Source organism: Pseudomonas sp. UBA3149 (assembly GCF_002364655.1).
GTDB lineage: Bacteria > Pseudomonadota > Gammaproteobacteria > Pseudomonadales > Pseudomonadaceae > Chryseomonas > Chryseomonas luteola.
This window is the reverse complement of sequence record NZ_DEYV01000026.1, coordinates 1-22,748: the sequence shown is the minus strand read 5'-3', so window position 1 is coordinate 22,748 and position 22,748 is coordinate 1. Positions and strand designations below refer to the sequence as shown.

Here is a 22,748-nt window from a genome sequence, read left to right as displayed (position 1 = left end):
CGCTTGAAGCTATCACGTCAGTTCTTGGCCTCGACATACAGGACGCCCTGATCCTCGCGCCAGCCAACCCGGTTGAGAAAACTCATGCCCAGTAGCGTTTCTGTCGGATGACCGCCTGCCAACACCATGGCCTCGACACCCAGCACCTCAATGGTGCCAACCTTGACGCGATCCAGGCGTACAAGCCAGGCCCTTCGGGTTCCGCCTGCCGTGTTGACCTGTACCGGCCGCCCTTTCTGGTAATCCAACCCAAGACGGTTCGCCAGCTCTTCGTTCATGGCAACAGTCGAGGCGCCGGTGTCGATCAGAAACTCGATAGGCTGGCCATTTATAGAGCCCGACGTCCAATAGTGGCCGTCATTTCGGCGAGCAATGCTAAGTTGGCGCTTATGCGGCGCAGCAAAGCCGTCACTGTATTCACGTGAAAGCATGAACGTTTGATTGGTTTCTCCAATCCGCAGCACCGCTTCCCGGCTCGTCGCGCTGACCAGCTCGACCTCGCCCTGTCGCTGACCGACTTTGAGCATTTTGCGCTGACCATCGATATTGATTACGGCTGCGCCGTTGAACAGACCTACCACTTGAACCTGAGGCGCGGCAGTTACCAGCGCAGGCAGCAGACTCAATACACCGATACCGATCCATTTGCGCACCACACCGCCTCCTTGTAGCGCCTGCGATCAGGACAGCGTCCCGATATGCGCCCAGCTCCAGCCCAGTCCCTGCATAACTGCCCAGGCAAACACACCGGCCAGCACATCATCAACCATGATACCGACGCCGCCTTGAACATGACGATCAAGCCAGCTGATCGGCCAGGGCTTCAGAATATCCATGAACCGGAACACGGCAAACCCCACCAGCCACCAGGCCCAGCCGGCCGGAGCCATCCAGAAAGTGATCCAGATGCCTACCATTTCGTCCCAGACGATACCTTCGTGATCGTGCACACCCATGTCATCCGCGACACGGCCACACAACCAGAACCCGAATATCATCAGCGCAACCAGCAGCAGCCAATAGCCCCAGTCCGGCAACAGATGCCAAAGCGGGACAAAGGGCAACGCCACCAGGGAGCCCCAGGTACCAGGTGCCTTGGGCAACGTACCTGAGCCAAAGCCAAAGGCCAGAAAATGCCAGGGATTACGCCACACCGCCGGTGTAGCCGGCCCTGAGCTAACAGGTCTGCTCACGAAATGGCTCCCAGGACAGATAAATCACCAGCACGATACGTCATGGCTTCATCGCAAAATGTTGATAACCGCCCCGCAAGGGTGTGACATCCCGGCCAATGGCGTCCTGTACCTGAACCCCCTGCCCAGAGGCAACGCGCCCAATGACACCTACCTGGGGGAAGTCTGCCTGCAATGACTTGAGATACTGTGCAGGCAATGTAAAGGCAAGCAGGTAATCATCACCGGCGGACATTGCCAGTGAGCGAATCTGCTCAGGCTCAAACAGTGCCGCCAACGCAGGGCTGACCGGCAACCTTTCATTCTCAATGATCAGCTTGACGTTCGAAGCGGCCGCGATATGGCCGCAGTCGGCCAGGAGCCCATCGGATATATCCAGCGCTGCGGTAGCCCGACCTCTTAGCGCAAGCCCCAACTCGAACTGAGGCGCTGGCGACCAGTAACGCGCCACGAGCGTATCAACGTAGGCGCCCCGCTCCTCGCGTTGCCCCAAGACAAAGGGCAAGGCTCCGCCAGCCTCTCCAGGCGCACCGCCGACACAGAGTAAATCGCCCGGCTGGGCACCCGACCGCGTCAACGCGTGCACGTGGGGTACGGAGCCAAAGACAGTCAGGGTCAGAGAGAGCGGCCCGCGGGTTGTATCACCGCCGATCAAGGCCAGGCCACAGGCCGCAGCCATGTGATCGAGTCCTTGAGCAAACCGCTCCAGCCAGCCTGGGTCGACCTCCGGCAGCGTCAGCGCCAGGGTGAAACCAAGGGGTGCGGCCCCCATGGCGGCCAGATCGCTGGCGCTGACAGCCAGGGCACGTTGCCCCAGCAGAAAGCCATCGCAGACCTCTGGAAAATGCACCCCGGCTGTCAGCGTATCGGTAGAAATCGCTAGTTGCTCGCCTGGGCGAGGCATAAGCAAGGCACAATCGTCGCCCAGACCGAGCGCGATATCCTTACGTGGCTGTGCGCAGCGCGCGGCAGCAAAATAACGGCGGATCAACTCGAACTCGGTCATGGCTACAGTCAACGCTTGGCGCGTAATTCAGCAGCGCGCAGCTTGGGCGCCAACTTATCCAGTACACCGTTGACGAACTTGTGCCCGTCGGTTGCACCAAATACCTTCGCCAGCTCGATACCCTCGTTGATAACGACCTTATAGGGAACATCGATACGGTTGCGCAGTTCGTAGCAGGACATGCGCAGGATCGCGAGTTCAACCGGATCAACGTCTTCCAGCGGGCGGTCCAGGCAAGGGGTGATCAGATCATCGATCTCGGTTTTCAGGCCAGGAATGCCATGCAGGATCTCATGGAAATAAGCGCCATCAACATTGGCGAAATCGTTGTCCACACGGAACTGGGCTTCGATCTCGTTGATCGCCTGCCCCGCCATATGCCACTGATACAACGCCTGAACCGAAAGGCTGCGGGCTTCACGACGCGCAGCAATCTTGCCGCGCGGAGCTTTGGGCTTTTGGCCGTCTACAGCGCTCACTTGGCCTCCAGCTGCGACAGCAGGCTTACCATTTCAAGAGCAGACAGCGCCGCTTCGGCACCTTTGTTACCCGCCTTGGTGCCCGAACGCTCGATGGCCTGCTCGATGGAATCGACCGTCAACACGCCAAAGGAGACCGGCACACCGAACTCCATGGAAACCTGCGCCAGGCCCTTGGTGCACTCGCCAGCAACGTAGTCAAAATGCGGAGTGCTACCACGAATCACAGCGCCCAGCGCGATGATGGCGGAGTATTCGTCACGCTGGGCAGCCTTCAGGGTAGCCAGCGGAATTTCAAAGGCGCCAGGAACGCGGATAATGGTGATGTCTTCCTTGCGGATACCATGGCGTACCAGGGCATCTACGGCACCTTCAACCAGGCTTTCAACCACAAAGCTGTTGAAGCGGCCAACCACTAGGGCAAAGCGGCCTTTTGGGGCAATGAAAGTACCTTCAATGGTCTTCACGGTCATGAGCAGGTCTCGTCTGTTAAAGAACCGGGGCGTTTTCGTACGCCCCGCAAATAAATCCGATCGTCGGCGCGACGGTTCTCAACCATCGCACCGTTCAGGCCATCCGTAGGCCGGTTTATACGGGAGGCAGGTATTCTACAACTTCAAGGTCAAAGCCGGATATGGCATTGAACTTCATCGGTGCACTGAGCAGACGAAGCTTACGTATGCCCAGGTCACGCAGGATCTGCGAACCAGCGCCTACGGTGCTGTATGTACTCTGCGGCTTGGGCTTGCTGACCGGCTCACGCAGGTGAGTGAGCAAGTCGTCGCCTGCCAGGGAATGCCCCAGCAGTAACACCACGCCTGTGCCAGCTTCCGCGACCTTGGTCATGGCATCGCGCAGACTCCAACGGCCTTCCTGATTCACCAGCAGCAGATCGCGCAGCGGGTCCATATTATGCACGCGCACCAGGGTCGGTTCATCACTCTTGATGGTACCCATAGTCAGCGCCAGATGAACGTCACCTTCCACCTCGTCACGGTAGGTGACCAGATTAAAGCGTCCCAGCTCGGTTTCCAGTGGCTGTTCGTCGATCCGCTTGACGGTATGCTCGTGCAGCAGACGATAGTGGATCAAATCGGCAATCGTACCGATCTTCAGCCCATGCTCTTCGGCAAAGGCTTCGAGCTCCGGACGACGGGCCATGGTGCCGTCATCGTTCATGACCTCACAGATCACCCCGGTCGGCTCAAAGCCTGCCATGCGCGCCAGATCGCAAGCCGCCTCGGTATGTCCGGCACGGGCCAGCACACCGCCCGGCTGAGCCATGAGCGGGAAGATATGACCTGGGCTGACGATATCGGCGGCCGTTGCTTTTTTAGCCGCGGCCACCTGTACGGTACGTGCGCGGTCTGCAGCGGAAATACCTGTCGTCACCCCTTCGGCCGCCTCGATGGAGATGGTGAACTTGGTGCCGAAACCCGAGCCATTGCGGGCTGCCATCAACGGCAGGTTCAGCGCCTCGCAGCGCTCCTTGCTCATCGGCATGCAGATCAAACCACGAGCATGCTTGGCCATGAAGTTGATGTGCTCAGCCTGCACGCACTCAGACGCCATGATGATATCGCCTTCGTTCTCGCGATCCTCATCATCCATGAGGATGACCATCTTGCCTTCACGGATGTCCTGGATAATTTCTTCGATACTGTTCAGTGCCACGGAAGTCTTCCTTTACGCTCAGGAGTTGAGATAGCCGTGTTGGGCCAGGAATTGTTCGGTAATACCGCTACCCTTCTGCGGTTCGGCAGCCTTGTCACCCATGAGCAGGCGCTCCAGGTAGCGGGCCAGCAGATCTACCTCCAGGTTGACCTTACGGCCGGGGCGATAGTCCGCCATAATGGTCTCGGCCAGGGTATGCGGTACGATGGTCAGTTCGAACTCGGCGCCATCCACCGCATTAACGGTCAGGCTGGTGCCATCAACGGTGATCGACCCCTTCAGGGCAATATAGCGCGCCAGCTCGCGAGGAGCGCGGATACGGAACTGTACGGCGCGGGCATTATCCTGGCGTGAAACCACTTCACCCACGCCATCCACATGCCCGCTAACCAGATGACCACCCAGACGGCTGGTTGGCATCAGAGCCTTCTCAAGATTGACCCGACTGCCAATCTTCAGATCAACAAAGGCTGTACGCGCCAGCGTCTCGCGGCTGACATCCGCCCAGAAACCATCACCGGGAAGCTCTACGGCCGTCAGGCATACGCCACTGACGGCAATACTGTCACCCAGCTTTACATCGGCAAGATCCAGCTTGCCGGTCTGTACATACACGCGCATGTCGCCACCTTTAGGCGTCAGCGCGGCGATCGAGCCTATGGCTTCGATGATGCCAGTGAACATGTCTACCTCGAAACGTCAGAAATAAGGGGCGCCGGGGCACCTGAAACGGGTTTAGCCACGATATGCCAGTCACGGCCCACGGGCGTGATCTCGATGATTTCAAGCTCAGGCGCTTCGCTCATGACTTCAAGCGGCCACGCCAGTAACGGACGCGCCGTCGAGCCCAACAGCTTGGGCGCCATGAAGAAATGGAATTCGTCGACCAACCCCTGCCGCGCGAACGCACCGGCCAGCCGGGGGCCAGCCTCGACCAGCACCTCGTTCATGCCACGGTCAGCCAGAAGCTGTAATAACGGCAGCAGGGCGATATGCCCCTGATCCTCGGGAAGCGTCAGCAATTCATGCCCTTGGGACTGGTACTGCACTGCTCGCTCAGTTGAAAGGGCCGCGACCCAGGCATGTCCTGCCTGAAAGAACGCCGCGTCCAGCGGGACGCGATATCGGCTGTCCACTAGTACACGCTGGGGTTGGCGGCCCATGGCAAGCGCAGCCTGCTCCACCGTCTCGCCAAGCTCTTCAGCGCGCACGGTCAGCCGAGCCTTGTCCATCAATACCGTATCGGCACCGGTCAACACTACACTGGACTGTGCACGCAAGCGTTGTACCTGGGTGCGGGCTGCAGGGCCGGTGATCCATTGGCTTTCACCACTGGCCATCGCTGTTCGGCCATCCAGACTCATGGCGAGCTTAACGCGTACGAACGGAAGGCCCGTGACCATACGCTTGATAAAGCCCTGGTTAAGCGCCCTGGCTTCATTTTCGAGTACGCCACAGGCCACCTGAATACCTGCCTCTGCGAGCCGCTTGAGACCACGGCCGGCCACCTGTGGATTCGGATCTTGCATGGCAGCCACCACGCGTCCGACCCGAGCACTGACCAAGGCGTCGGCACAGGGCGGCGTACGGCCAAAGTGACTGCAGGGTTCCAGCGTGACATAGGCGGACGCGCCCTGTGCACGCGCGCCTGTCTGACGCAGCGCATGGACTTCGGCATGGGGTTCGCCAGCACGCACATGCCAGCCCTCACCAATGACCTGGCCATCCTTGACGATGACACAGCCCACGCGGGGATTGGGATGAGTGGAGTACAGCCCCTGACGCGCCAACTCGAGCGCACGGGTCATGTAGAACTGATCGGCCAGTTCCGAAGCGTTGGGATTGCCTCCGCGGCCGGCGGCGCCAGCATGATCAGAGGAATCGACAGTAGACATGAAACGTCCTCGCTAAACATGAGTGAACGTTTCAGGGCAAATAGGCAAAAGCTGCACGCGTACGCTTTCCGGCACGCGCAGACAGACGCATCTTCTTTCATCCGGACTATGACCGTCGGCCCTGGAATCACACCAGATCTGCTGACCTCCGACGCATCGGAGCGCTCGCGGGCTTGCCACCACGTGGTTTACCGCCGGTGGGGAATCTCGCCCCGCCCTGAAGACCGGAACGACTATAGCGAAGTAGAGCCTCTGCCAGCAATGGGCTAGCGACAAATGACCCACTGCAGCGGTCAGGCTTTACTCGGATCACGGGCCAGCCGATCAATTTCCTCACGAAACTCGGACAGATCCTGAAACTGACGATAAACGGACGCGAAGCGGATAAAGGCAACCTCATCAAGCTTGCGTAGCTCTTCCATCACCAATTCACCCACGACACGGGACTTGATCTCGCGTTCGCCCGTCGCGCGCAGCTTGTGCTTGATATAGGCAATCGCCTCTTCCAGACGCTCGATACTGACCGGGCGCTTTTCCAGCGCACGCTGCATACCGGCCCTGAGTTTTTCCTCGTCGAAAGGCTGGCGAGTACCGTCCTGCTTGATCAGGCGCGGCATGACCAGCTCAGCGGTCTCGAACGTTGTAAAACGTTCCTGGCAGTTCAGGCACTCACGACGGCGGCGCACCTGCTCGCCTGCTGCAACCAGGCGTGAGTCGATGACCTTGGTGTCGTGGGCACCGCAAAAAGGACAGTGCATGTCAGAAGCAGCCGAAATAAACGGAGGGCCATGGTAGCGCATCCTGCCTGAGAAGGAACCTTGCAAGGCCTCAAGAATCGACAGAACACGTCTGGCGGCTCCGTGACACAATCCTCTTCCCGCCGGTCGTGGGTTGTATAAGAATGCGCCGCCGAATCTGCCCTGGAGCCGTTACCATGTCGTTGCGCCCGCTGTTGCCCGTGTTGTTGATCAGCCTGCTTGCAGCCTGCTCTGAAAAGCCTGTTGCACCGGCAGAACCTGCCAAAGAGCCCGAGCCGGTGGCCGGTGCGCCACGCCCCGGAAATCTGCGGGAGGTCTCTGGAACGTTACGGACACCAGACGGCGCCATCGCACCAGGTGCACAAGTTGAAGTGGCCATGCTGGTGATCGACAGTCAGGACCGTCCCCAGCGGCTGCTCGCCAGCGAGACATTGACTGGCAATGGCAAGGCCCTGGCGTTCCGCCTGCCCTTTAATCCAGAGGTATTTCCCCAGAACGCCAAGGTCGAACTGCACGCTCGCGTCAGTCAATCCGGTCAGCTGGTCTGCTACCTGTCTCCCGTCACGATCAATCAGCCTAATACCCAGGTTCTGGGCGAATTAGTGCTGGATCAGACTCCATGACCCCACCCGCCACCCTGCGAGCAGCGCTAAGGGATCTGCTGGGTGATGCTGAACTGAGTATTCAATCCCTGCCAGGATGCGACATCGCGCTCTGGTTGATCGATCCCGCCAACATGGAGCGTGCTTTTTCACCCGAAGAAACACAACGACTGCTGGCGTCCCCACCCTACTGGAGTTTTTGCTGGGCCAGCGGTCTGGTACTGGCCCGTTGGCTGGCCGAGCAGCCGGAGTGGGTACAAGGCAGGCGCGTGCTCGATTTTGGCAGCGGGTCAGGGGTTGCCGCAATTGCTGCTGCCAAGGCGGGGGCCGCTGAAGTAGTAGCCTGTGACTGCGATCCGCTGGCCTTGGCCGCCAGCCGAGCGAATGCGGACCTGAATCAGGTGACGCTGGAGTACTCCGACGACTTCTTTGCTGAGGCCGACCGTTTCGATTTGATCATTGTGGCCGATGTGCTGTACGACCGTGCGAACCTGCCCTTGCTGGACGATTTTCTGAGTCGCGGACAAAGCGTGCTGATAGCGGATTCCCGAGTCAAGAATTTTGACCACCCTCGGTATACAGCGCTAGCAAGCCGGGAGGCCTGCACCTGGCCGGACCTTGCCGAGCCGGCTGAATTCAGATGGGTTAATCTCTACCACGCACAACGTACTTGCTGAAGGTTGTTTTCGGCAGGCGCGTCTCCACATATAGTTCATCTTTTCGTTACCCGAGTCTGTCTATGAGCCAGGACACGTCCTACATTTTTGATGCGACGCTTGAGAACTTCGAACAGAAGGTCATGGAGCAGTCGTTCAACACGCCCGTACTGGTCGATTTCTGGGCCGAGTGGTGTGCGCCCTGCAAGGTACTGATGCCTATGCTGGCCAGCATCACCGAGTCCTTTGGCGGTGCACTGCATCTGGCCAAGGTCAACTGTGATATCGAGCAGGAACTGGTAATGCGTTTCGGCATTCGCAGCCTGCCGACGGTCGTCCTGTTCAAGGACGGCCAACCGGTCGACGGCTTTGCGGGTGCGCAGCCTGAGTCTGCCGTTCGCGCCATGCTGGAGCCACATGTACAGGCGCCTGCACCCGAGGCCGAGAACCCGCTGGACGCCGCACAGTTGCTGTTTGATGAAGGTCGTGCTGGCGAAGCGGAGGCCGTACTCAAGCAGCTCTTAGGTGAAGACAATACCAATGCGCCCGCGCTGATTCTCTATGCGCGCTGCCTTGCCGAGCGCGGCGAACTGGATGAGGCTGAAACGATACTGGGTGCAGTCACTGGTGACGATCACAAGCAGGCGCTGGCAGGTGCGAAAGCACAGCTGACCTTCTTGCGCCAAGCTGCCAGCCTGCCTGATGCAGCCGATCTAAAGGCGCGTCTGGCTCAGGATCCATCCGATGACGAAGCCACCTATCAGCTTGCCGTCCAGCAATTGGCGCGCCAGCAATATGAAGCGGCTCTGGATGCCCTGCTCAAGCTATTCATGCGCAACCGCACCTATGGTGAGGACCTTCCTCGCAAGACCATGGTGCAGGTGTTCGATCTACTCGGCAACGAACACCCGCTGGTCGCAACCTACCGCCGTCGTCTCTATCAGGCGCTTTACTGATGCCCGTCGGGCGCTGGCTCCTGGCCGGCGCCCGCCCACACAAACACCTGTGCCTCGTCTGTTTTCTCGATCCGGATATTCGGGTTATGCCGCAGCCGTACAATCAGCTGCTTGGCTGACCCCACGTTACCTGCCAGCTTTTCCAGCGCACTTAGCAGATGAGGCCCCTCGATACGCCGCTCCTGCTCGACCAACGCAAGCACCGACTCCCACAGGGGATCGCTACGAGTCTTTGGCACCGGAACAGGCGTATTGGACGGCACAGGCTGAGCATGGTTAAGCCCCTCGGCAAGACGAGTCCAGTCTTCTGCTTCCAATTCGACCGTCAGATCCACCGGCCACGCGCCTATTTTCCCCTGGATACGGATCATCGTTATCGCCTTTTTTGAACCATGTCTTATGATGCCACGTGCCAGTGGGTGAGAGCATGGCTATTGCGGCCATCTTTTGTTACGACATAACATACAGTCAAATCCATCAATGGAGCTGACCATGCGTTCGTTGCTGCTTGCCCTGCCGTTTGCCGTATTGCCTCTTACTGCTGCCTTTGCCCACGATGAACATGATCACTCACATGGAAGCCTGGGCGCCCATGAGCATGGCGTCGCACAACTCAACGTCGCGCTGGATGGCAACTCGCTGGAACTGGAACTACACAGCCCTGCCATGAACCTGGTGGGCTTTGAGCATAAGGCCCAGTCCGATCAGGACAAGAAAGCCGTCGAAATGGCCAAGCAGCAGCTGGCCAACCCGATTACCTTGTTTGGCATCCCAGCCGCCGCAGGCTGCAAAGTAAGCAGGACTGATCTGGACAGCCCCCTATTTGGTTCTGAAGAGCACCATGACCATGACCATGACCATGACGATCATGATAGCCATGCCAAGGGCGAGCACGAGCACGCTCATAGCGACATCGACGCGGACTACACCCTCGTCTGTGAAAATCCAAAAGCGCTGACTGCGCTGGACCTGGCGGGCCTGTTCAAGCAATTCCCAGCCACACACAAGGTCAATGTTCAGGCCATTACCGCTCAAGGCCAGAAAGGTGAAGAGCTGACGCCTGCCCAAACTCGCCTCGCGCTATAACCGTTCCCCTTAAAACGGGTAGCCTCCCTACTTTGCTGCCCGTTCTTTTTATGCCAAGGCCACCATGAGCGCATTAATCGAACTCAACGACCTGGGCTTCGCCTGGCCCGATCAGCCCGAGCTACTGGATATCCCTCATTTTCAGTTGCAGCGCGGCGAAGCCGTCTTTCTAAAAGGCCCCTCAGGTAGTGGCAAGACTACCCTGCTGGGCCTGCTCGGCGGTGTAAACAAGCCAAACCGTGGACACGTCAGGTTATTAGGAGAAGACCTCTCCAGCCTGTCTTCTGCGCGTCGTGATCACTTCCGCGTCGACCATACCGGCTATATCTTTCAGCAGTTCAACCTGCTGCCCTTTCTATCTGTTCAGGAGAATGTCGAACTCCCCTGTCATTTTTCGGCCCTGCGCTCGCAGCGCGCCAAAGAGCGCCATGGCAGCCAGGCAGAAGCGGCGCGTGCCCTGCTTTCCGCTCTGGGGCTGGGCGAGCGTACCCTGGGAGAGCGTCGCGCAGGAGCTCTTTCGATTGGGCAACAGCAACGTGTAGCGGCAGCGCGCGCACTGATCGGTCAACCCGAACTGGTTATTGCAGACGAACCCACTTCAGCGCTTGATGCCGATACTCGAGAGGCCTTTTTGAACCTGTTATTCGCCGAATGCCGCGCCGCCGGCTCAAGCCTGCTCTTTGTCAGTCACGACCAGGGGTTGGCCCCGCTTTTTGACCGCAGCCTGTCCCTGCTTGAACTCAACCGCGCGGCGCGACCGGCAGAGGTGTGAGATGTACTTGTTTCGCCTGGCACTCGCCAGCCTTTCCAATCGTCGCTTTACTGCCCTCCTGACCGTATTCGCCATCGCGCTATCAGCCTGCCTTTTGCTGGCAGTCGAACGTGTTCGCACCGAGGCCAAGGCCAGCTTCGCCAGTACCATTTCCGGAACTGACCTAGTGGTTGGCGCACGCTCCGGAGCGGTCAACCTGCTCCTGTATTCGGTATTTCGCATTGGCAACGCCACCAACAACATTCGCTGGGACAGCTATACCCAGCTGGCCGAAAACCCCAAGGTCAAATGGGCCATTCCGCTTTCACTGGGCGACTCCCACCGTGGCTATCGGGTGCTGGGTACCAGCCAGGCCTATTTCGAGCATTACCATTATGGGCGCAACCAGGCACTCACGCTCAGCGAAGGCAAGCCATTTCAGGATATCTACGATGTAGTGCTTGGTGCCGAAGTCGCTCAAGCCCTGCATTACAAACTGGGCGACCATATTGTTCTGGCCCATGGAGTCAGCACAATCAGCCTGGTCGAGCATGGGGACAAACCGTTCACGGTAGTGGGTATCCTCGCGCGGACGGGCACGCCCGTGGATAGAACACTGCATATCTCCCTTGAAGGCATGGAAGCTCTTCATGTGGACTGGCAGAACGGTGCACCGGCGCGTGGCGCAGGCAAGATCAGTGCAGACCAGGCCCGCCAGATGGACCTGACACCCAAGGCCATCACCGCCGTGCTGCTCGGCCTCAATAGTAAAGTCGCCACTTTTGGTCTCCAGCGCGCCATCAATGAATACCGCGGAGAGCCGCTGATGGCCATCTTGCCAGGTGTTGCGCTCCAGGAACTCTGGAGCCTGATGGGCACCGCCGAGCAGGCACTGTTCATCGTCTCCCTGTTTGTGGTTCTAACCGGCCTGATCGGCATGCTGACGGCTATTCTGACCAGCCTTAATGAGCGGCGGCGAGAGATGGCTATCCTGCGTTCGGTGGGCGCCCGCCCGTGGCATATCTTCAGCCTGCTGGTAGCCGAAGCCTTCGCGCTGGCACTGGCAGGTGTCGTGGCCGGGCTTGCCCTTCTCTATGTGGCGATTGCTATCGCGCAGGCACCCGTACAGGCTTATTATGGCCTGTATCTGCCTCTGGAATGGCCTTCACGTTACGAGTGGACGTTACTGGGCGGTATCCTGATCGCTGCGCTGTTGATGGGCTGTGTTCCTGCCTGGCGCGCTTACCGTCAATCCCTGGCCGACGGCCTGTCCGTTCGCTTATAGCCTCAAAGACCGGAGCGTCCATGTATCGCGTGCTGTTGGTGCTTGCCCTGCTGTTCACCTCCTCCGTCTGGGCAGCGCCTCGCGCGCTTTCCTGGGGGGAGCTGATCCCGGAGGGCGCACCGCCGCCTCCGCCACCTGCACCCTTGCATCAGGGCTCACTGGATGAAAGTGGGCCTGCCGCCTTGCAGCAATCACCCAATGCTCCCGTGGTAAAAGCGCTGGAAGGTCAGGAGGTCAAGCTCCCAGGCTACATCGTGCCAATCATGGTGACTGAGGAAGGGGAAGTCACCGAGTTCCTGCTAGTACCCTATTACGGTGCCTGCATTCATGTACCTCCGCCTCCGTCCAACCAGATCGTCTATGTCAAAGGCGCCAAGGGCGTTGAACTGGCCCAGCTACATCTTCCGTACTGGGTAGAAGGTACGTTGCATGTTGATTCAGCCAGTACGGACATGGCTGAAGTCGGTTATCAGATGCAAGCCTCTCAGGTAACTCATTATTCGCTGTAATCAGCGTTTCGTTGAGCCAAGTCAACATATGATGCATCTCTCATCCTTAACATGTCGTTAGCCAACTAAACAACATGCTTTGGAGTGCATCATGCGCAAGCTGCCCCTAACCGCCGCCCTGCTGGCCCTCACCGCTGTTTCTCCGCTCGCCCTTGCCCACCAGGCCGGTGACATCATCATCCGTGCTGGCGCAGCGACCGTGGATCCACATGAAGACAGCGGCAATATCTCGGCCGCAGCAGCGGGCGGCAAGGTTGCAGGGACCAAGGCCACCGTTGACTCCGATACTCAGCTTGGCCTGGCAGCGGCCTACATGATCACAGACCACGTCGGCATCGAGCTGCTGGCCGCAACGCCGTTCAATCATCGGATCGGTGTAAAAGGCCTGGGCATGCTCGATGGCAAGCTGGCAGATGTCAAGCAGCTGCCACCTACCCTTTCGCTTCAATACTATCCGCTGAACCCTCAGTCCCGTATTCAGCCGTACGTAGGCGCCGGTATCAACTACACCCTCTTCTTTGACGAGGATCTGACCAGCAGCCGCAAATCCGCAGCCGGTGGCGGCTTCAGCAATCTGAGCCTGGACGATTCCTGGGGTTATGCGTTTCAGGCAGGCGTGGATTATCAGCTAACGGATTATCTGCTGTTCAACGCCGCCGTCTGGTACGCCGATATCGACACCAAGGCGACCGCCGACTCGGCGCTGGGTCGCGTAAAGGTTGATGTCGATATCGATCCCTGGGTCTACATGGTAGGTCTGGGCTATAAGTTCTAATCAGTAACCGGCAAAAAGGCCTTCATATGAAGGCCTTTTTGCCGGTTAATTCGCCCCGCCTTCCTTCCTGGCCTTTGCCAACTCGGCGCGCCGCTTGCGGGCTTCCTTGGGATCTGCAATCAACGGTCGATAAAGCTCAACCCGATCACCTGCCTCCAGTACGCGCGTATCTGCATCAGAAATGACCTTTCCAAAGAGCCCGACAGCCAAGGTATCGATCGGCACCTTTGGAAAGCGCTCAGCCATTCCGGACAGCTCCAAGGCTTCACGTACGGTGGTACCTACCGGAACTTCTAGCGTGATCAGGGCCTGCTCGTCTGGCAAGGCCAGCGCGACCTCGACATTTATCCGCTCAGCCATACAGCTGCTTGGCCCGTTGGCAGAACGCATCAACCATGGTGTTTGCAGCCTGATTGAATAGCGGGCCCAAGGTGGCCCGAATCAAAGCGCCCTGATACTCGAACGACAGGTCCAGCGAGATCTTGCAGGCTTTCTCACCCAGTGCCTTGAACTGCCAGACGCCATGCAGCTGACTAAAAGGCCCCTTTTCCAGATCCATGACGATGCATTGATCCGGCGTCAGCGTATTGCGTGTCGTGAACTGCTGGCTAAGCCCACCTTTGGCGACCGTCAATCCTGCACGCATTTCGTTTTCGCCCTGCTCCAGTATCTGGGCAGACGAACACCAGGGCAGAAATTCCGGGTAACGCTCCACGTCATTTACCAGCGCATAGAGCGCCGAGGCGGGGTAAGGCAATAAAGCCGAGCGTTGTATATGCGTAGTCATTGGTACCTCAATTCCAAAACTGTGCGGCAAACACAATGAGAATGCCTAGAGGGGCAACGTAGCGCATCAGGAAAAGCGCCAGAGCGAATAAGGCCGGGCTGCGCACCGACAACTCATCCCTCACCTGCTCACGCCCCATTACCCACGCTGCGAACACTACAAAGAACAGACCGCCGAGCGGCAACATGATTCGCGACGTCAGAAAGTCGATGACGCCAAAGAAATTCAACCCGCCTTCAGCGCCCCATTGATACAAGTGGAAGTGCCCCGCCTCGCTTACGAAGAACTTGGCCTGCTCCCACAGGTTGAACGATAACACTGTGCCTAGCCCGACCAGCCAGCAGATGAAAGCCAGAATGACAGTCACCCAGACGCGGCTCAGTCGGGTGCGCTCGATCAGGTAGGCCACCATCGGCTCAAGCAGAGAGATTGCCGAGGTCCAGGCGGCAATCGCCACCAGCACAAAGAACACCAGCCCCACGATCTGCCCCATGGTCACACTGCCGAACGCCAACGGCAGCGTCACGAACATCAATCCCGGTCCTTCACCAGGATTCAGGCCTGCCGCAAAGACGATTGGAAAAAGCGCCACCCCCGCCAGGAGCGAGACGAATGTATCCAGCAAGGCAACCGCTACGACGGTCTTGCCCAAAGAAGAGGACTTCGGCATGTACGCACCGTAGATCATCAACGAACCTACGCCTACGCTCAGCGAAAAGAACGCATGCCCCATCGCAGGAAGCAGGCCCTCCATGAGCCGCGAGGTATCAAAATGGAACATGAAGTGCAGCCCTTCCATGAAATGTCCCGTTGTCATGCTATAGCCCAGCAGAAGCAGCAACAGCACAAACAACAGCGGCATCAGGATACGCAAGGCTTTTTCCAGGCCATTCACCACCCCCTTGGCAATAACCCAGGCGGACAACACCATGAACAGGGTGTGCCACAAGGTCATTCGCCAGGGATCGGAGGTCAACGCACCAAACAGTGCACCGGCTTTAGGTCCATCGACACCTTGAAAATCGCCACGGCCGACACCAAGAATATAGTCAAGCGACCAACCGCCAACGACGCTGTAGAACGATAGGATGAGCAAGGCATTAACCATGCCGGCCAGCGCTGCCCAGGACCATCTTGGTGATCGGGCAGCGGCTACTGCCAGATCACGCATGGCATTGGCCGGACTTTGCCGGGCACGCCGTCCAATCAGCGTTTCCGCCAACATGACAGGCAAGCCAATCAAGGCGATGCAGACAAGGAACATAATGACAAATGCACCGCCACCATAAATCCCTGTCATATAAGGGAACTTCCAGATGCTCCCCAGGCCTACAGCGGAGCCGGTCGCGGCTAATATAAACACCCAGCGGCTAGCCCACCCGCCATGCACGGAAACCTGATCATTTGCCATTGAAGTTATCGGTACTCAAAAAAGTTGGCTATTGTCCGACTTTCACCGCTCCCTCTCAAGCACATGGCGGTTGCCCCACTGACTCCCCTATAATGCGCGTCTATGGCCAAACAAAAGAAAATCTCTTCCGGAACCATCGTGCAGAACAAGAAAGCGCTGCACGACTACTTCATCGAAACCCGCTTCGAGGCAGGCATTGCCCTGTCCGGCTGGGAAGTCAAAAGCCTGCGCGCAGGCAAGGCACAACTGACAGACAGCTATGTTCTGCTCAAGGATGGCGAGGCCTGGCTGCTTGGTAGCCACATCACCCCCCTGCAGACAGCCAGCACCCACGTCATTGCCGATCCTCAGCGCACTCGCAAGCTGCTTCTACACAAACGAGAGCTAGGCAAGCTGTTTGGTGCAGTGCAACAGAAAGGCTTCGCCTGCGTTGCGTTGTCCATTTACTGGAAAAAGCACCTGATCAAATGCGAAATTGCCCTGGCGAAAGGTAAAAAAGAATTCGACAAGCGTGCGACAGAGAAAGAGCGCGACTCGAATCGAGAGATCCAACGTGCTATGCACAAGGATCAGAAATAATAAAAGGCGCTCCAAGCGCCTTTTTATACCTTCGAAAAGTCTTCCGTCTTCTGTCGGCGCTGTGAGCGTGCAATACGCTGCGCTTCTTCCTGTGCTTCTTCCAGCACTTCCTGCACATAATGAATGTGTCGGCTGGCAATTTCCCGTGCATCGTCAGCACGCCGCTCGATGATGGCCTGATACAGCTCCCGGTGCTGCTGCATCAACATATCCCGTGTCTCGCTACGCTGTGCGTACATACCGCCGATATTGGTCACTACATTGCGCTTGAGCAAATCGAACAGACCGCGAATGGTATGCAGCAGGATAGCGTTGTGGCTGGCTTCGGCGATAGCCAGGTGAAAGCTGGCGTCTGCTGACCCCTCTTCCGAGCGGGAGATCGTTTCAGGTTGCGCATAGCAGTCCTGCAAAGCCTTGAAGGCCTGCGTCAAACGCTGATGATCGAGTTCGGTCGCACGCAAGGCGGCGTAATAAGCGCAAGAGCCCTCAAGCATGTGGCGAAACTCGAGCAGGTCCTGCCGTGTTTCTTCACGACTTTCGAGTAACTGAAGCAAGGGATCGCTAAACGTGGAGCCGAACGAGGTAGCAACGTAAGTACCGCCGCCCTGGCGACTGATCAATACTCCCCGAGCAACCAGCTTCTGAATCGCCTCGCGTAGCGAGGGCCGTGACACACCAAAGCGCTCCGCCAGCACCCGCTCGGCCGGCAACCGCTCACCGGCCTTCAGTGAACCCTCAACAAGCAGCGCTTCAATATGTTCAACGATGTCATCCGACAAACGACGTTGGCGTACCTGATCGAACCCCATCTCCATCCTCTGATATGCCTGCCAGAGCGGCGGCGTTGATTTTGAGCCAAACGGCCTTCGCGCATCCAGACTAAAGTCTTAAAAAGCAAGGTTTGACAGACTTGCCAGGCAACTTTTAACCTCAACCGTCAGCCATTGTAAATTGGTATGACCAATTTAGACATTAAGAAACCGATACGCTTATCGGAGCACCGCCCCCTACACAACAACAATCAAGGGAGCTCTACATGGAAACCTGGCAACAGCTGTATACACCGCTTGGCAGTCTGGGCTTGTCCGCCACGGCGGCACTTGTCCCTATCGTGTTTTTCTTTCTTGCATTGGCTGTCTTTCGCATGAAGGGTCATCTCGCCGGAACCATTACCCTGGCGCTATCCCTTGGTATTGCCATTCTGGTCTACCGGATGCCGGTAGAAAAAGCGCTGGCAGCGGCCGGGTATGGATTCCTTTATGGCCTATGGCCAATCGCCTGGATCATCGTCGCAGCGGTTTTTCTCTACAAACTGACCGTCAAAAGCGGTCAGTTCGATGTCATCCGCAGCTCAGTCCTTTCCATTACGGATGACCAACGTCTGCAGGTGCTGCTTATCGGGTTCTGCTTTGGAGCCTTTCTTGAAGGCGCCGCAGGCTTTGGCGCACCCGTCGCCATTACCGCAGCCCTGTTGGTGGGTCTGGGACATAATCCGCTCAAGGCGGCAGGTCTATGCCTGATTGCCAATACCGCCCCGGTTGCATTCGGAGCTCTAGGTATTCCAACAATCGTAGCGGGCCAGGTAACCGGCATTGATGCTTTCAAACTGGGCGCCATGACCGGTCGCCAGCTTCCACTGCTGTCTCTGCTGGTCCCCTTCTGGCTCATGGCCATGATGGATGGCATGCGTGGTCTGCGCGAAACCTGGCAGGCAGCCCTCGTATGTGGTAGCAGCTTTGCCGTTTCCCAGTACTTTACCTCGAACTACATCGGCCCTGAGCTACCCGACATCACCTCGGCCCTGTTCAGCATGGCTTCGCTGACCGCCTACTTGAAGCTGCGTCAAAGCCGTCACGCCGTCGCCCAAGAGGTGGTCGGGGTCAGTGCAGGCGGGGCAGCAACCCTGGGCGGCGGCCCCGGCTTTGGCCGAGCACCAGGCAACCGCACACCTTCGCCCTATACACTGGGACAGATCATCAAAGCCTGGTCGCCCTTCCTGATCCTGACCGCGCTGGTTACCGTCTGGACACTCAAACCCTTCAAAGCAATGTTTGTCGCAGGTGGCTCACTCTACAGTCTGGTCATTAATATTTCGGTGCCGTTCCTGGACAGGCTTGTTCTCAAGACTGCACCGATTGCGACAGACCCTACTCCAATAGCTGCGGTCTTCAAATTCGATCCTATTTCTGCCACAGGTACAGCGATCCTGATTTCGGCTTTTATCTCCATGGCAATCCTCAAGATCAAGCCTGGCGTAGCACTGTTCACATTCAAGGAAACGCTGGTGGAGTTGCGATGGCCAATCCTTTCGATTGGCATGGTGCTGGCCTTTGCGTTCGTAACCAACTATTCCGGCATGTCGACAACACTCGCTTTAGTACTGGCGGGAACAGGAGCGCTCTTCCCATTCTTTTCACCATTTCTCGGTTGGCTCGGGGTTTTTCTAACAGGATCGGATACCTCTTCAAACGCTCTCTTCGGCTCTCTACAGGCCACCACTGCCCATCAAATTGGAGTATCGGACACCCTGCTGGTTGCGGCTAACAGCAGCGGCGGCGTAACAGGCAAAATGATTTCACCACAGTCGATTGCCGTTGCCTGTGCTGCTACCGGCATGGTTGGGAAAGAATCTGACCTGTTCCGTTTCACCCTGAAACACAGCCTGATCTTCGCCACTGTTGTAGGCCTTATCACGCTGGTCCAAGCCTATGTACTCACCGGCATGATCCTTCACTAACAGATAAAGGCGAATTAAGAAGTTGCCGCCAAGACACCGGTGCCGGGCTCGTCCCGGCACTGCCATAACCCCATCCCACAGGATGGATAACCGGGCAAACCCGGAGACGCCTGAATGAGTGAGCTTTTTTATAACGCAGCGCCCAATGCCACCCGCATCGCGCCACCCATTCCAAAGCAGCGGGAATACCCCGCGCAGAAGCCGCAACACGTTTATTTATTTGGTACCTGTGTTGTCGATTTGTTTTATCCAGAAGCAGGCATGGACAGTATCCGTCTGCTGGAGCGTGAAGGTATTACGGTCCATTTTCCCCAAAGTCAAAGTTGCTGCGGGCAGCCTGCCTATACTTCCGGTTATACCGAGGAAGCACGCGAAGTCGCACGAGCACAGCTGGGCCTGTTCCGTCAGGACTGGCCGCTGGTTGTTGTTTCGGGATCATGCGCAGGCATGATTCGTCATCACTATTCGGAACTGTTCAAACATGAGCCTGCTACGCTTCGTCAAATCGAAGCACTGGCCGACCGAACCTATGAATTGGCCGAATTCCTGCTCAACGTTTGTAAAGTTGACCTCAAGGATCGCGGGGCGCCTACCAAGGTTGCACTTCATACCTCCTGCAGCGCACGCCGCGAGATGAATACACACCTCCATGGCAGAGCCTTACTCGCTCAGCTAGAGGCGGTCCAACGGGTGGATCATGACCATGAAAGCGAATGCTGCGGCTTTGGCGGTACTTTCTCGGTCCGTATGCCAGATATCTCTGGTGCCATGGTGGCAGACAAGACACGTGCTCTTCAGGAATCGGGTGCTGCTCAAATCGTGACCGCTGACTGTGGCTGCCTGATGAACATCAATGGTGCCCTGGAAAAGCAGAACGCTACATTGCGTGGGCAGCATCTTGCCAGTTTCATCTGGCAGCGAACCGGAGATAGCGTATGAACCAGATGACCCGAATTCCCGCGCTGGAGATTCCCACACCACCCTTCAAGACGCGAGCGCGCCAAGCGCTGAACGATGAGCAGCTGCGCCGTAATTTCCGTGTTGCCATGGATTCACTGATGACCAAACGCCTGGCCATCATGAGTGATCCTGATGAGCGTGAGCGGCTACGAGAGATGGGCAATCGCATTCGTGCAAGGGCGCTTTCCAAGCTGCCTGACCTCCTTGAAAAGCTGGAAGCCAACCTGGCACGCAACGGTATTCAGGTTCATTGGGCAGAAACGACAGACGAAGCCAACGCTATCGTTCAGTCAATCGCCGAGGCACACAAGGCCACACGCCTGATCAAGGGAAAGTCCATGGTCAGCGAAGAGATGAACATGAACCATGTGCTGGAAAAGCAAGGTATAGAGTGCCTTGAGTCAGACATGGGTGAGTACATCATCCAGCTGGCCGGGCAGAAACCTTCGCATATCATCATGCCTGCGATTCACATGAATGCTGCCCAGGTGGCCTCACTATTCAGCAACACCCTTGGCACCGAATACACCACAGATGTCGATGAACTAATTCAAACGGGCCGGCGCGTATTACGACAAAAATTTTTCGAAGCAGATATCGGCATATCAGGCGTTAACTTCGCAGTAGCTGAAACAGGCACTCTGCTGCTTGTTGAAAACGAAGGGAACGGCCGCATGTCCACAAGCGTTCCTAACGTACATATCGCTGTCACTGGAATAGAAAAAGTTGTGGAAAACCTGCGTGACGTCGTGCCGTTGCTATCGCTTTTGACACGCTCAGCATTAGGCCAGCCGATAACTACCTACGTGAATATGATCTCAAGCCCACGCAAATCCGATGAGCTGGATGGGCCACGAGAAGTGCACCTTGTTCTTCTAGACAATGGCCGCAGTCAGGCCTTTGCTGATGGAGAGTTGCGACAGACACTTAACTGCATTCGCTGTGGGGCCTGCATGAATCACTGCCCGGTCTATACCCGTATTGGTGGTCACGCCTACGGCACGGTATACCCTGGCCCTATTGGGAAGATCATATCGCCACACTTACTGGGGCTGGAAAACACGCCGGATCACCCCAGTGCTTCATCGCTGTGTGGTGCCTGCGGAGAAGTCTGCCCCGTAAAAATCCCCATTCCCGCGCTGTTACGCCGCTTAAGGGAAGAAAACGTTAAGCCACCGGAAGCTACCCCTTATCTCATGCGCGGCCAAGGCAGCAAGTTCTCTCCGCGTGAAAGACTGACCTGGAAAGGCTGGAAGACACTCTACACATCCCCAACGCTCTATAAATCTTTTGCCTACCTCGCAACACGCTTTCGAAATCTTACTCCCGGAAATGTTGGGCCATGGAGCGAGAACCATGCTGCGCCCAAACCCGCCTCAAGATCACTTCACGAGTTGGCTCGTGAGCACCTAGGGGAGGACAAAGCATGAATGCCCGCAGCAATATTTTAGGCAAACTTCGGAAAAGCTTGGCTGGCACAACGCCTGTGAAAGATGACTATGACGTATCACTAGTAACCCAACCCTGGAGCTATGCGCCTGAGGAGCGCATCAGTCGACTACGAGCACTTATGGAGGCGGTTCATACAGAGATACACCTCACCACAAAAGAACGTTGGCCCGCACTGGTCGAACAACTTCTTCACGACAAACAAATTCCTAGCCTGCTTATAGCCCCTCAGACACCCCATGGCGACCAGCTTACGGCCTATTGGAAAGATAAAGCGGGACTTCCTTTTCTCAAGGCCTATGACCGCCCAATTGAGGAATGGAAAGCGGAACTCTTCAACGAGACCCCAGCCAGCTTAACGGGGACGCTCGGAGCCATAGCAGCAACAGGTAGCCTAGTGCTCTGGCCAACCCGTGAAGAACCTCGACTAATGAGTCTGGTTCCACCCGTTCACATTGCTCTCCTACAGGCCAGCAAGATCGAAGACAACCTTTATACGTTTCACGACAAATACCAGTGGCCGGAAAGTATGCCTACCAATGCATTGCTCATCTCCGGGCCATCCAAAACCGCTGACATAGAACAAGTACTAGCGTACGGCGCACATGGTCCCAAGGATTTGGTCGTCCTAATAATTGAAGATGCTTAACTTACATAGCGGTTTGGAGCGCGCTTCTGTAAGGGTATTTGAAGTATTTCTTTAAAAGATAAATGAAACGTAAGCGGCCGATAGCAGTCCACTCGTATGAGGCTGGTTAGTCCTTTAATGGAGCCAGCAAGGTCCTTCTGACTTAGCCTGGAAATTCGCTTACGTCATTCATGTTCAAGGAGATGTCTATGAAACGCACCGCTTTAGTAGCTGCCGTAGCTGCCCTAATGGCTTCACCTGTTTTTGCTGAAGATCTTTGCGCTATTCAGCTGCAAAAAATTGATGACGCCATGAAAACCACACCATCAATGGCAACCGCTACCGCAACAGACTCCAATGTCCAGGTGCAACGTATCAAAGAGCTTCATGAAGAGGCGGTAAAGCATCAACAAGCAGGTGATACCAAGAAGTGCATCGCCTCGGCCAACCAGGCATTATCCCTGATCCGCAAACCAGGCGGAGAGACAGGTGGCAGCAAATAAGCAGCTCTTGTAGGCCGCGTAGGAAAAGCAGCCTATCTCTTTTATTTTCTGCTGCAAAAGCAAAACCCC

General features: G+C 57.0%; 28 protein-coding genes and 1 riboswitch. Of the genes, 14 read left to right on the top strand and 14 right to left on the bottom strand.

Annotated elements, in window-relative coordinates; all coding sequences use genetic code 11:
• Positions 1 to 17: 17 nt before the first annotated feature.
• From B3729_RS14685 to nrdR, 9 genes are all read right to left on the bottom strand, one after another.
• On the bottom strand, positions 18 to 656 hold the full coding sequence (locus B3729_RS14685; protein ID WP_312124378.1) for a retropepsin-like aspartic protease family protein: 639 nt from the start codon (positions 654 to 656) through the stop codon (positions 18 to 20).
• Between the two features lie 24 nt (positions 657 to 680).
• Positions 681 to 1,193, bottom strand: a complete 513-nt coding sequence (locus tag B3729_RS14680) for a phosphatidylglycerophosphatase A family protein (protein WP_286788245.1) — start codon at positions 1,191 to 1,193, stop codon at positions 681 to 683.
• Between the two features lie 40 nt (positions 1,194 to 1,233).
• The gene (thiL, locus tag B3729_RS14675) at positions 1,234 to 2,199 is read right to left on the bottom strand and encodes a thiamine-phosphate kinase (RefSeq protein ID WP_286788244.1); all 966 of its coding nucleotides are present in this window, start codon (positions 2,197 to 2,199) and stop codon (positions 1,234 to 1,236) included.
• A gap of 8 nt (positions 2,200 to 2,207) precedes the next feature.
• Entirely contained in the window at positions 2,208 to 2,678 is a 471-nt protein-coding gene (nusB, locus tag B3729_RS14670) for a transcription antitermination factor NusB (RefSeq protein WP_010796878.1), read from the bottom strand.
• On the bottom strand, positions 2,675 to 3,151 hold the full coding sequence (gene ribE, locus B3729_RS14665) for a 6,7-dimethyl-8-ribityllumazine synthase (protein ID WP_010796877.1): 477 nt from the start codon (positions 3,149 to 3,151) through the stop codon (positions 2,675 to 2,677). Before ribE ends, nusB begins: the two co-directional genes overlap by 4 nt.
• Positions 3,152 to 3,266: 115 nt before the next feature.
• On the bottom strand, positions 3,267 to 4,352 hold the full coding sequence (gene ribBA / locus B3729_RS14660; protein ID WP_122043615.1) for a bifunctional 3,4-dihydroxy-2-butanone-4-phosphate synthase/GTP cyclohydrolase II: 1,086 nt from the start codon (positions 4,350 to 4,352) through the stop codon (positions 3,267 to 3,269).
• 18 nt (positions 4,353 to 4,370) lie between these two features.
• Positions 4,371 to 5,036, bottom strand: coding sequence for a riboflavin synthase (locus tag B3729_RS14655; RefSeq protein ID WP_010796875.1), 666 nt, complete (start codon positions 5,034 to 5,036; stop codon positions 4,371 to 4,373).
• A 2-nt stretch (positions 5,037 to 5,038) separates the two neighbouring features.
• Positions 5,039 to 6,160: a bifunctional diaminohydroxyphosphoribosylaminopyrimidine deaminase/5-amino-6-(5-phosphoribosylamino)uracil reductase RibD gene (ribD, locus tag B3729_RS14650; RefSeq protein WP_286788422.1), complete on the bottom strand. Its 1,122-nt coding sequence runs from the start codon at positions 6,158 to 6,160 to the stop codon at positions 5,039 to 5,041.
• 172 nt (positions 6,161 to 6,332) lie between these two features.
• Positions 6,333 to 6,476: riboswitch (FMN riboswitch) on the bottom strand.
• Between the two features lie 64 nt (positions 6,477 to 6,540).
• On the bottom strand, positions 6,541 to 7,005 hold the full coding sequence (gene nrdR, locus B3729_RS14645; RefSeq protein ID WP_010796873.1) for a transcriptional regulator NrdR: 465 nt from the start codon (positions 7,003 to 7,005) through the stop codon (positions 6,541 to 6,543).
• A gap of 176 nt (positions 7,006 to 7,181) precedes the next feature.
• Here nrdR and B3729_RS14640 point away from each other — a divergent pair, with 176 nt between their 5' ends.
• The 3 genes from B3729_RS14640 (at position 7,182) to trxA (ending at position 9,219) form a co-directional block, all read left to right on the top strand.
• Positions 7,182 to 7,628 carry a YbaY family lipoprotein gene (locus B3729_RS14640; protein WP_150348130.1) on the top strand — a complete coding sequence of 149 codons (447 nt, stop codon included), beginning with the start codon at positions 7,182 to 7,184 and terminating at the stop codon, positions 7,626 to 7,628.
• Positions 7,625 to 8,284 (top strand): class I SAM-dependent methyltransferase, encoded by a 660-nt coding sequence (locus B3729_RS14635; RefSeq protein ID WP_150348131.1) that lies wholly within the window; start codon positions 7,625 to 7,627, stop codon positions 8,282 to 8,284. Before B3729_RS14640 ends, B3729_RS14635 begins: the two co-directional genes overlap by 4 nt.
• A gap of 62 nt (positions 8,285 to 8,346) precedes the next feature.
• Positions 8,347 to 9,219 (top strand): thioredoxin, encoded by an 873-nt coding sequence (trxA, locus tag B3729_RS14630; protein WP_219650913.1) that lies wholly within the window; start codon positions 8,347 to 8,349, stop codon positions 9,217 to 9,219.
• On the opposite strand, the gene B3729_RS14625 is transcribed toward trxA, so the two are convergent.
• The gene (locus tag B3729_RS14625) at positions 9,213 to 9,590 is read right to left on the bottom strand and encodes a hypothetical protein (RefSeq protein WP_019366835.1); all 378 of its coding nucleotides are present in this window, start codon (positions 9,588 to 9,590) and stop codon (positions 9,213 to 9,215) included. The two genes, trxA and B3729_RS14625, sit on opposite strands and share 7 nt — an antisense overlap.
• A gap of 121 nt (positions 9,591 to 9,711) precedes the next feature.
• Here B3729_RS14625 and B3729_RS14620 point away from each other — a divergent pair, with 121 nt between their 5' ends.
• The 5 genes from B3729_RS14620 (at position 9,712) to B3729_RS14600 (ending at position 13,625) form a co-directional block, all read left to right on the top strand.
• On the top strand, positions 9,712 to 10,305 hold the full coding sequence (locus B3729_RS14620; RefSeq protein ID WP_286788243.1) for a DUF2796 domain-containing protein: 594 nt from the start codon (positions 9,712 to 9,714) through the stop codon (positions 10,303 to 10,305).
• A 64-nt stretch (positions 10,306 to 10,369) separates the two neighbouring features.
• The gene (locus B3729_RS14615; RefSeq protein ID WP_286788242.1) at positions 10,370 to 11,077 is read left to right on the top strand and encodes an ABC transporter ATP-binding protein; all 708 of its coding nucleotides are present in this window, start codon (positions 10,370 to 10,372) and stop codon (positions 11,075 to 11,077) included.
• A gap of 1 nt (position 11,078) precedes the next feature.
• Positions 11,079 to 12,341: an ABC transporter permease gene (locus B3729_RS14610; RefSeq protein WP_122043624.1), complete on the top strand. Its 1,263-nt coding sequence runs from the start codon at positions 11,079 to 11,081 to the stop codon at positions 12,339 to 12,341.
• 20 nt (positions 12,342 to 12,361) lie between these two features.
• A complete protein-coding gene (locus B3729_RS14605) occupies positions 12,362 to 12,850 on the top strand; it encodes a DUF3299 domain-containing protein (RefSeq protein ID WP_286788241.1) in 489 nt (162 codons plus the stop codon).
• A gap of 91 nt (positions 12,851 to 12,941) precedes the next feature.
• Positions 12,942 to 13,625, top strand: a complete 684-nt coding sequence (locus tag B3729_RS14600) for an OmpW/AlkL family protein (RefSeq protein ID WP_286788240.1) — start codon at positions 12,942 to 12,944, stop codon at positions 13,623 to 13,625.
• 45 nt (positions 13,626 to 13,670) lie between these two features.
• Here the strand turns inward: B3729_RS14600 and B3729_RS14595 are convergent, their stop codons facing one another.
• The 3 genes from B3729_RS14595 to B3729_RS14585 are packed head-to-tail and all read right to left on the bottom strand — an operon-like array spanning position 13,671 to position 15,823.
• Positions 13,671 to 13,985, bottom strand: coding sequence for an RnfH family protein (locus tag B3729_RS14595; protein WP_286788239.1), 315 nt, complete (start codon positions 13,983 to 13,985; stop codon positions 13,671 to 13,673).
• A complete protein-coding gene (locus B3729_RS14590; RefSeq protein WP_010796862.1) occupies positions 13,978 to 14,412 on the bottom strand; it encodes a type II toxin-antitoxin system RatA family toxin in 435 nt (144 codons plus the stop codon). Before B3729_RS14590 ends, B3729_RS14595 begins: the two co-directional genes overlap by 8 nt.
• A 7-nt stretch (positions 14,413 to 14,419) precedes the next feature.
• Positions 14,420 to 15,823 (bottom strand): sodium-dependent transporter, encoded by a 1,404-nt coding sequence (locus tag B3729_RS14585; RefSeq protein WP_074823433.1) that lies wholly within the window; start codon positions 15,821 to 15,823, stop codon positions 14,420 to 14,422.
• 102 nt (positions 15,824 to 15,925) lie between these two features.
• Between B3729_RS14585 and smpB the strand changes: the two genes are divergently transcribed.
• A complete protein-coding gene (gene smpB / locus B3729_RS14580) occupies positions 15,926 to 16,402 on the top strand; it encodes an SsrA-binding protein SmpB (protein WP_010796860.1) in 477 nt (158 codons plus the stop codon).
• 23 nt (positions 16,403 to 16,425) lie between these two features.
• Here the strand turns inward: smpB and B3729_RS14575 are convergent, their stop codons facing one another.
• On the bottom strand, positions 16,426 to 17,211 hold the full coding sequence (locus tag B3729_RS14575; protein ID WP_286788238.1) for an FCD domain-containing protein: 786 nt from the start codon (positions 17,209 to 17,211) through the stop codon (positions 16,426 to 16,428).
• A gap of 227 nt (positions 17,212 to 17,438) precedes the next feature.
• Here B3729_RS14575 and B3729_RS14570 point away from each other — a divergent pair, with 227 nt between their 5' ends.
• From B3729_RS14570 to B3729_RS14550, 5 genes are all read left to right on the top strand, one after another.
• Positions 17,439 to 19,139, top strand: coding sequence for a lactate permease LctP family transporter (locus B3729_RS14570; protein WP_286788237.1), 1,701 nt, complete (start codon positions 17,439 to 17,441; stop codon positions 19,137 to 19,139).
• Between the two features lie 114 nt (positions 19,140 to 19,253).
• Entirely contained in the window at positions 19,254 to 20,078 is an 825-nt protein-coding gene (locus B3729_RS14565) for a (Fe-S)-binding protein (RefSeq protein WP_010796857.1), read from the top strand.
• Positions 20,075 to 21,529 carry a LutB/LldF family L-lactate oxidation iron-sulfur protein gene (locus tag B3729_RS14560; protein WP_010796856.1) on the top strand — a complete coding sequence of 485 codons (1,455 nt, stop codon included), beginning with the start codon at positions 20,075 to 20,077 and terminating at the stop codon, positions 21,527 to 21,529. Before B3729_RS14565 ends, B3729_RS14560 begins: the two co-directional genes overlap by 4 nt.
• Positions 21,526 to 22,197 (top strand): LutC/YkgG family protein, encoded by a 672-nt coding sequence (locus tag B3729_RS14555; protein ID WP_010796855.1) that lies wholly within the window; start codon positions 21,526 to 21,528, stop codon positions 22,195 to 22,197. Before B3729_RS14560 ends, B3729_RS14555 begins: the two co-directional genes overlap by 4 nt.
• A 188-nt stretch (positions 22,198 to 22,385) precedes the next feature.
• Entirely contained in the window at positions 22,386 to 22,679 is a 294-nt protein-coding gene (locus tag B3729_RS14550; protein ID WP_010796854.1) for a hypothetical protein, read from the top strand.
• Positions 22,680 to 22,748: the final 69 nt, after the last annotated feature.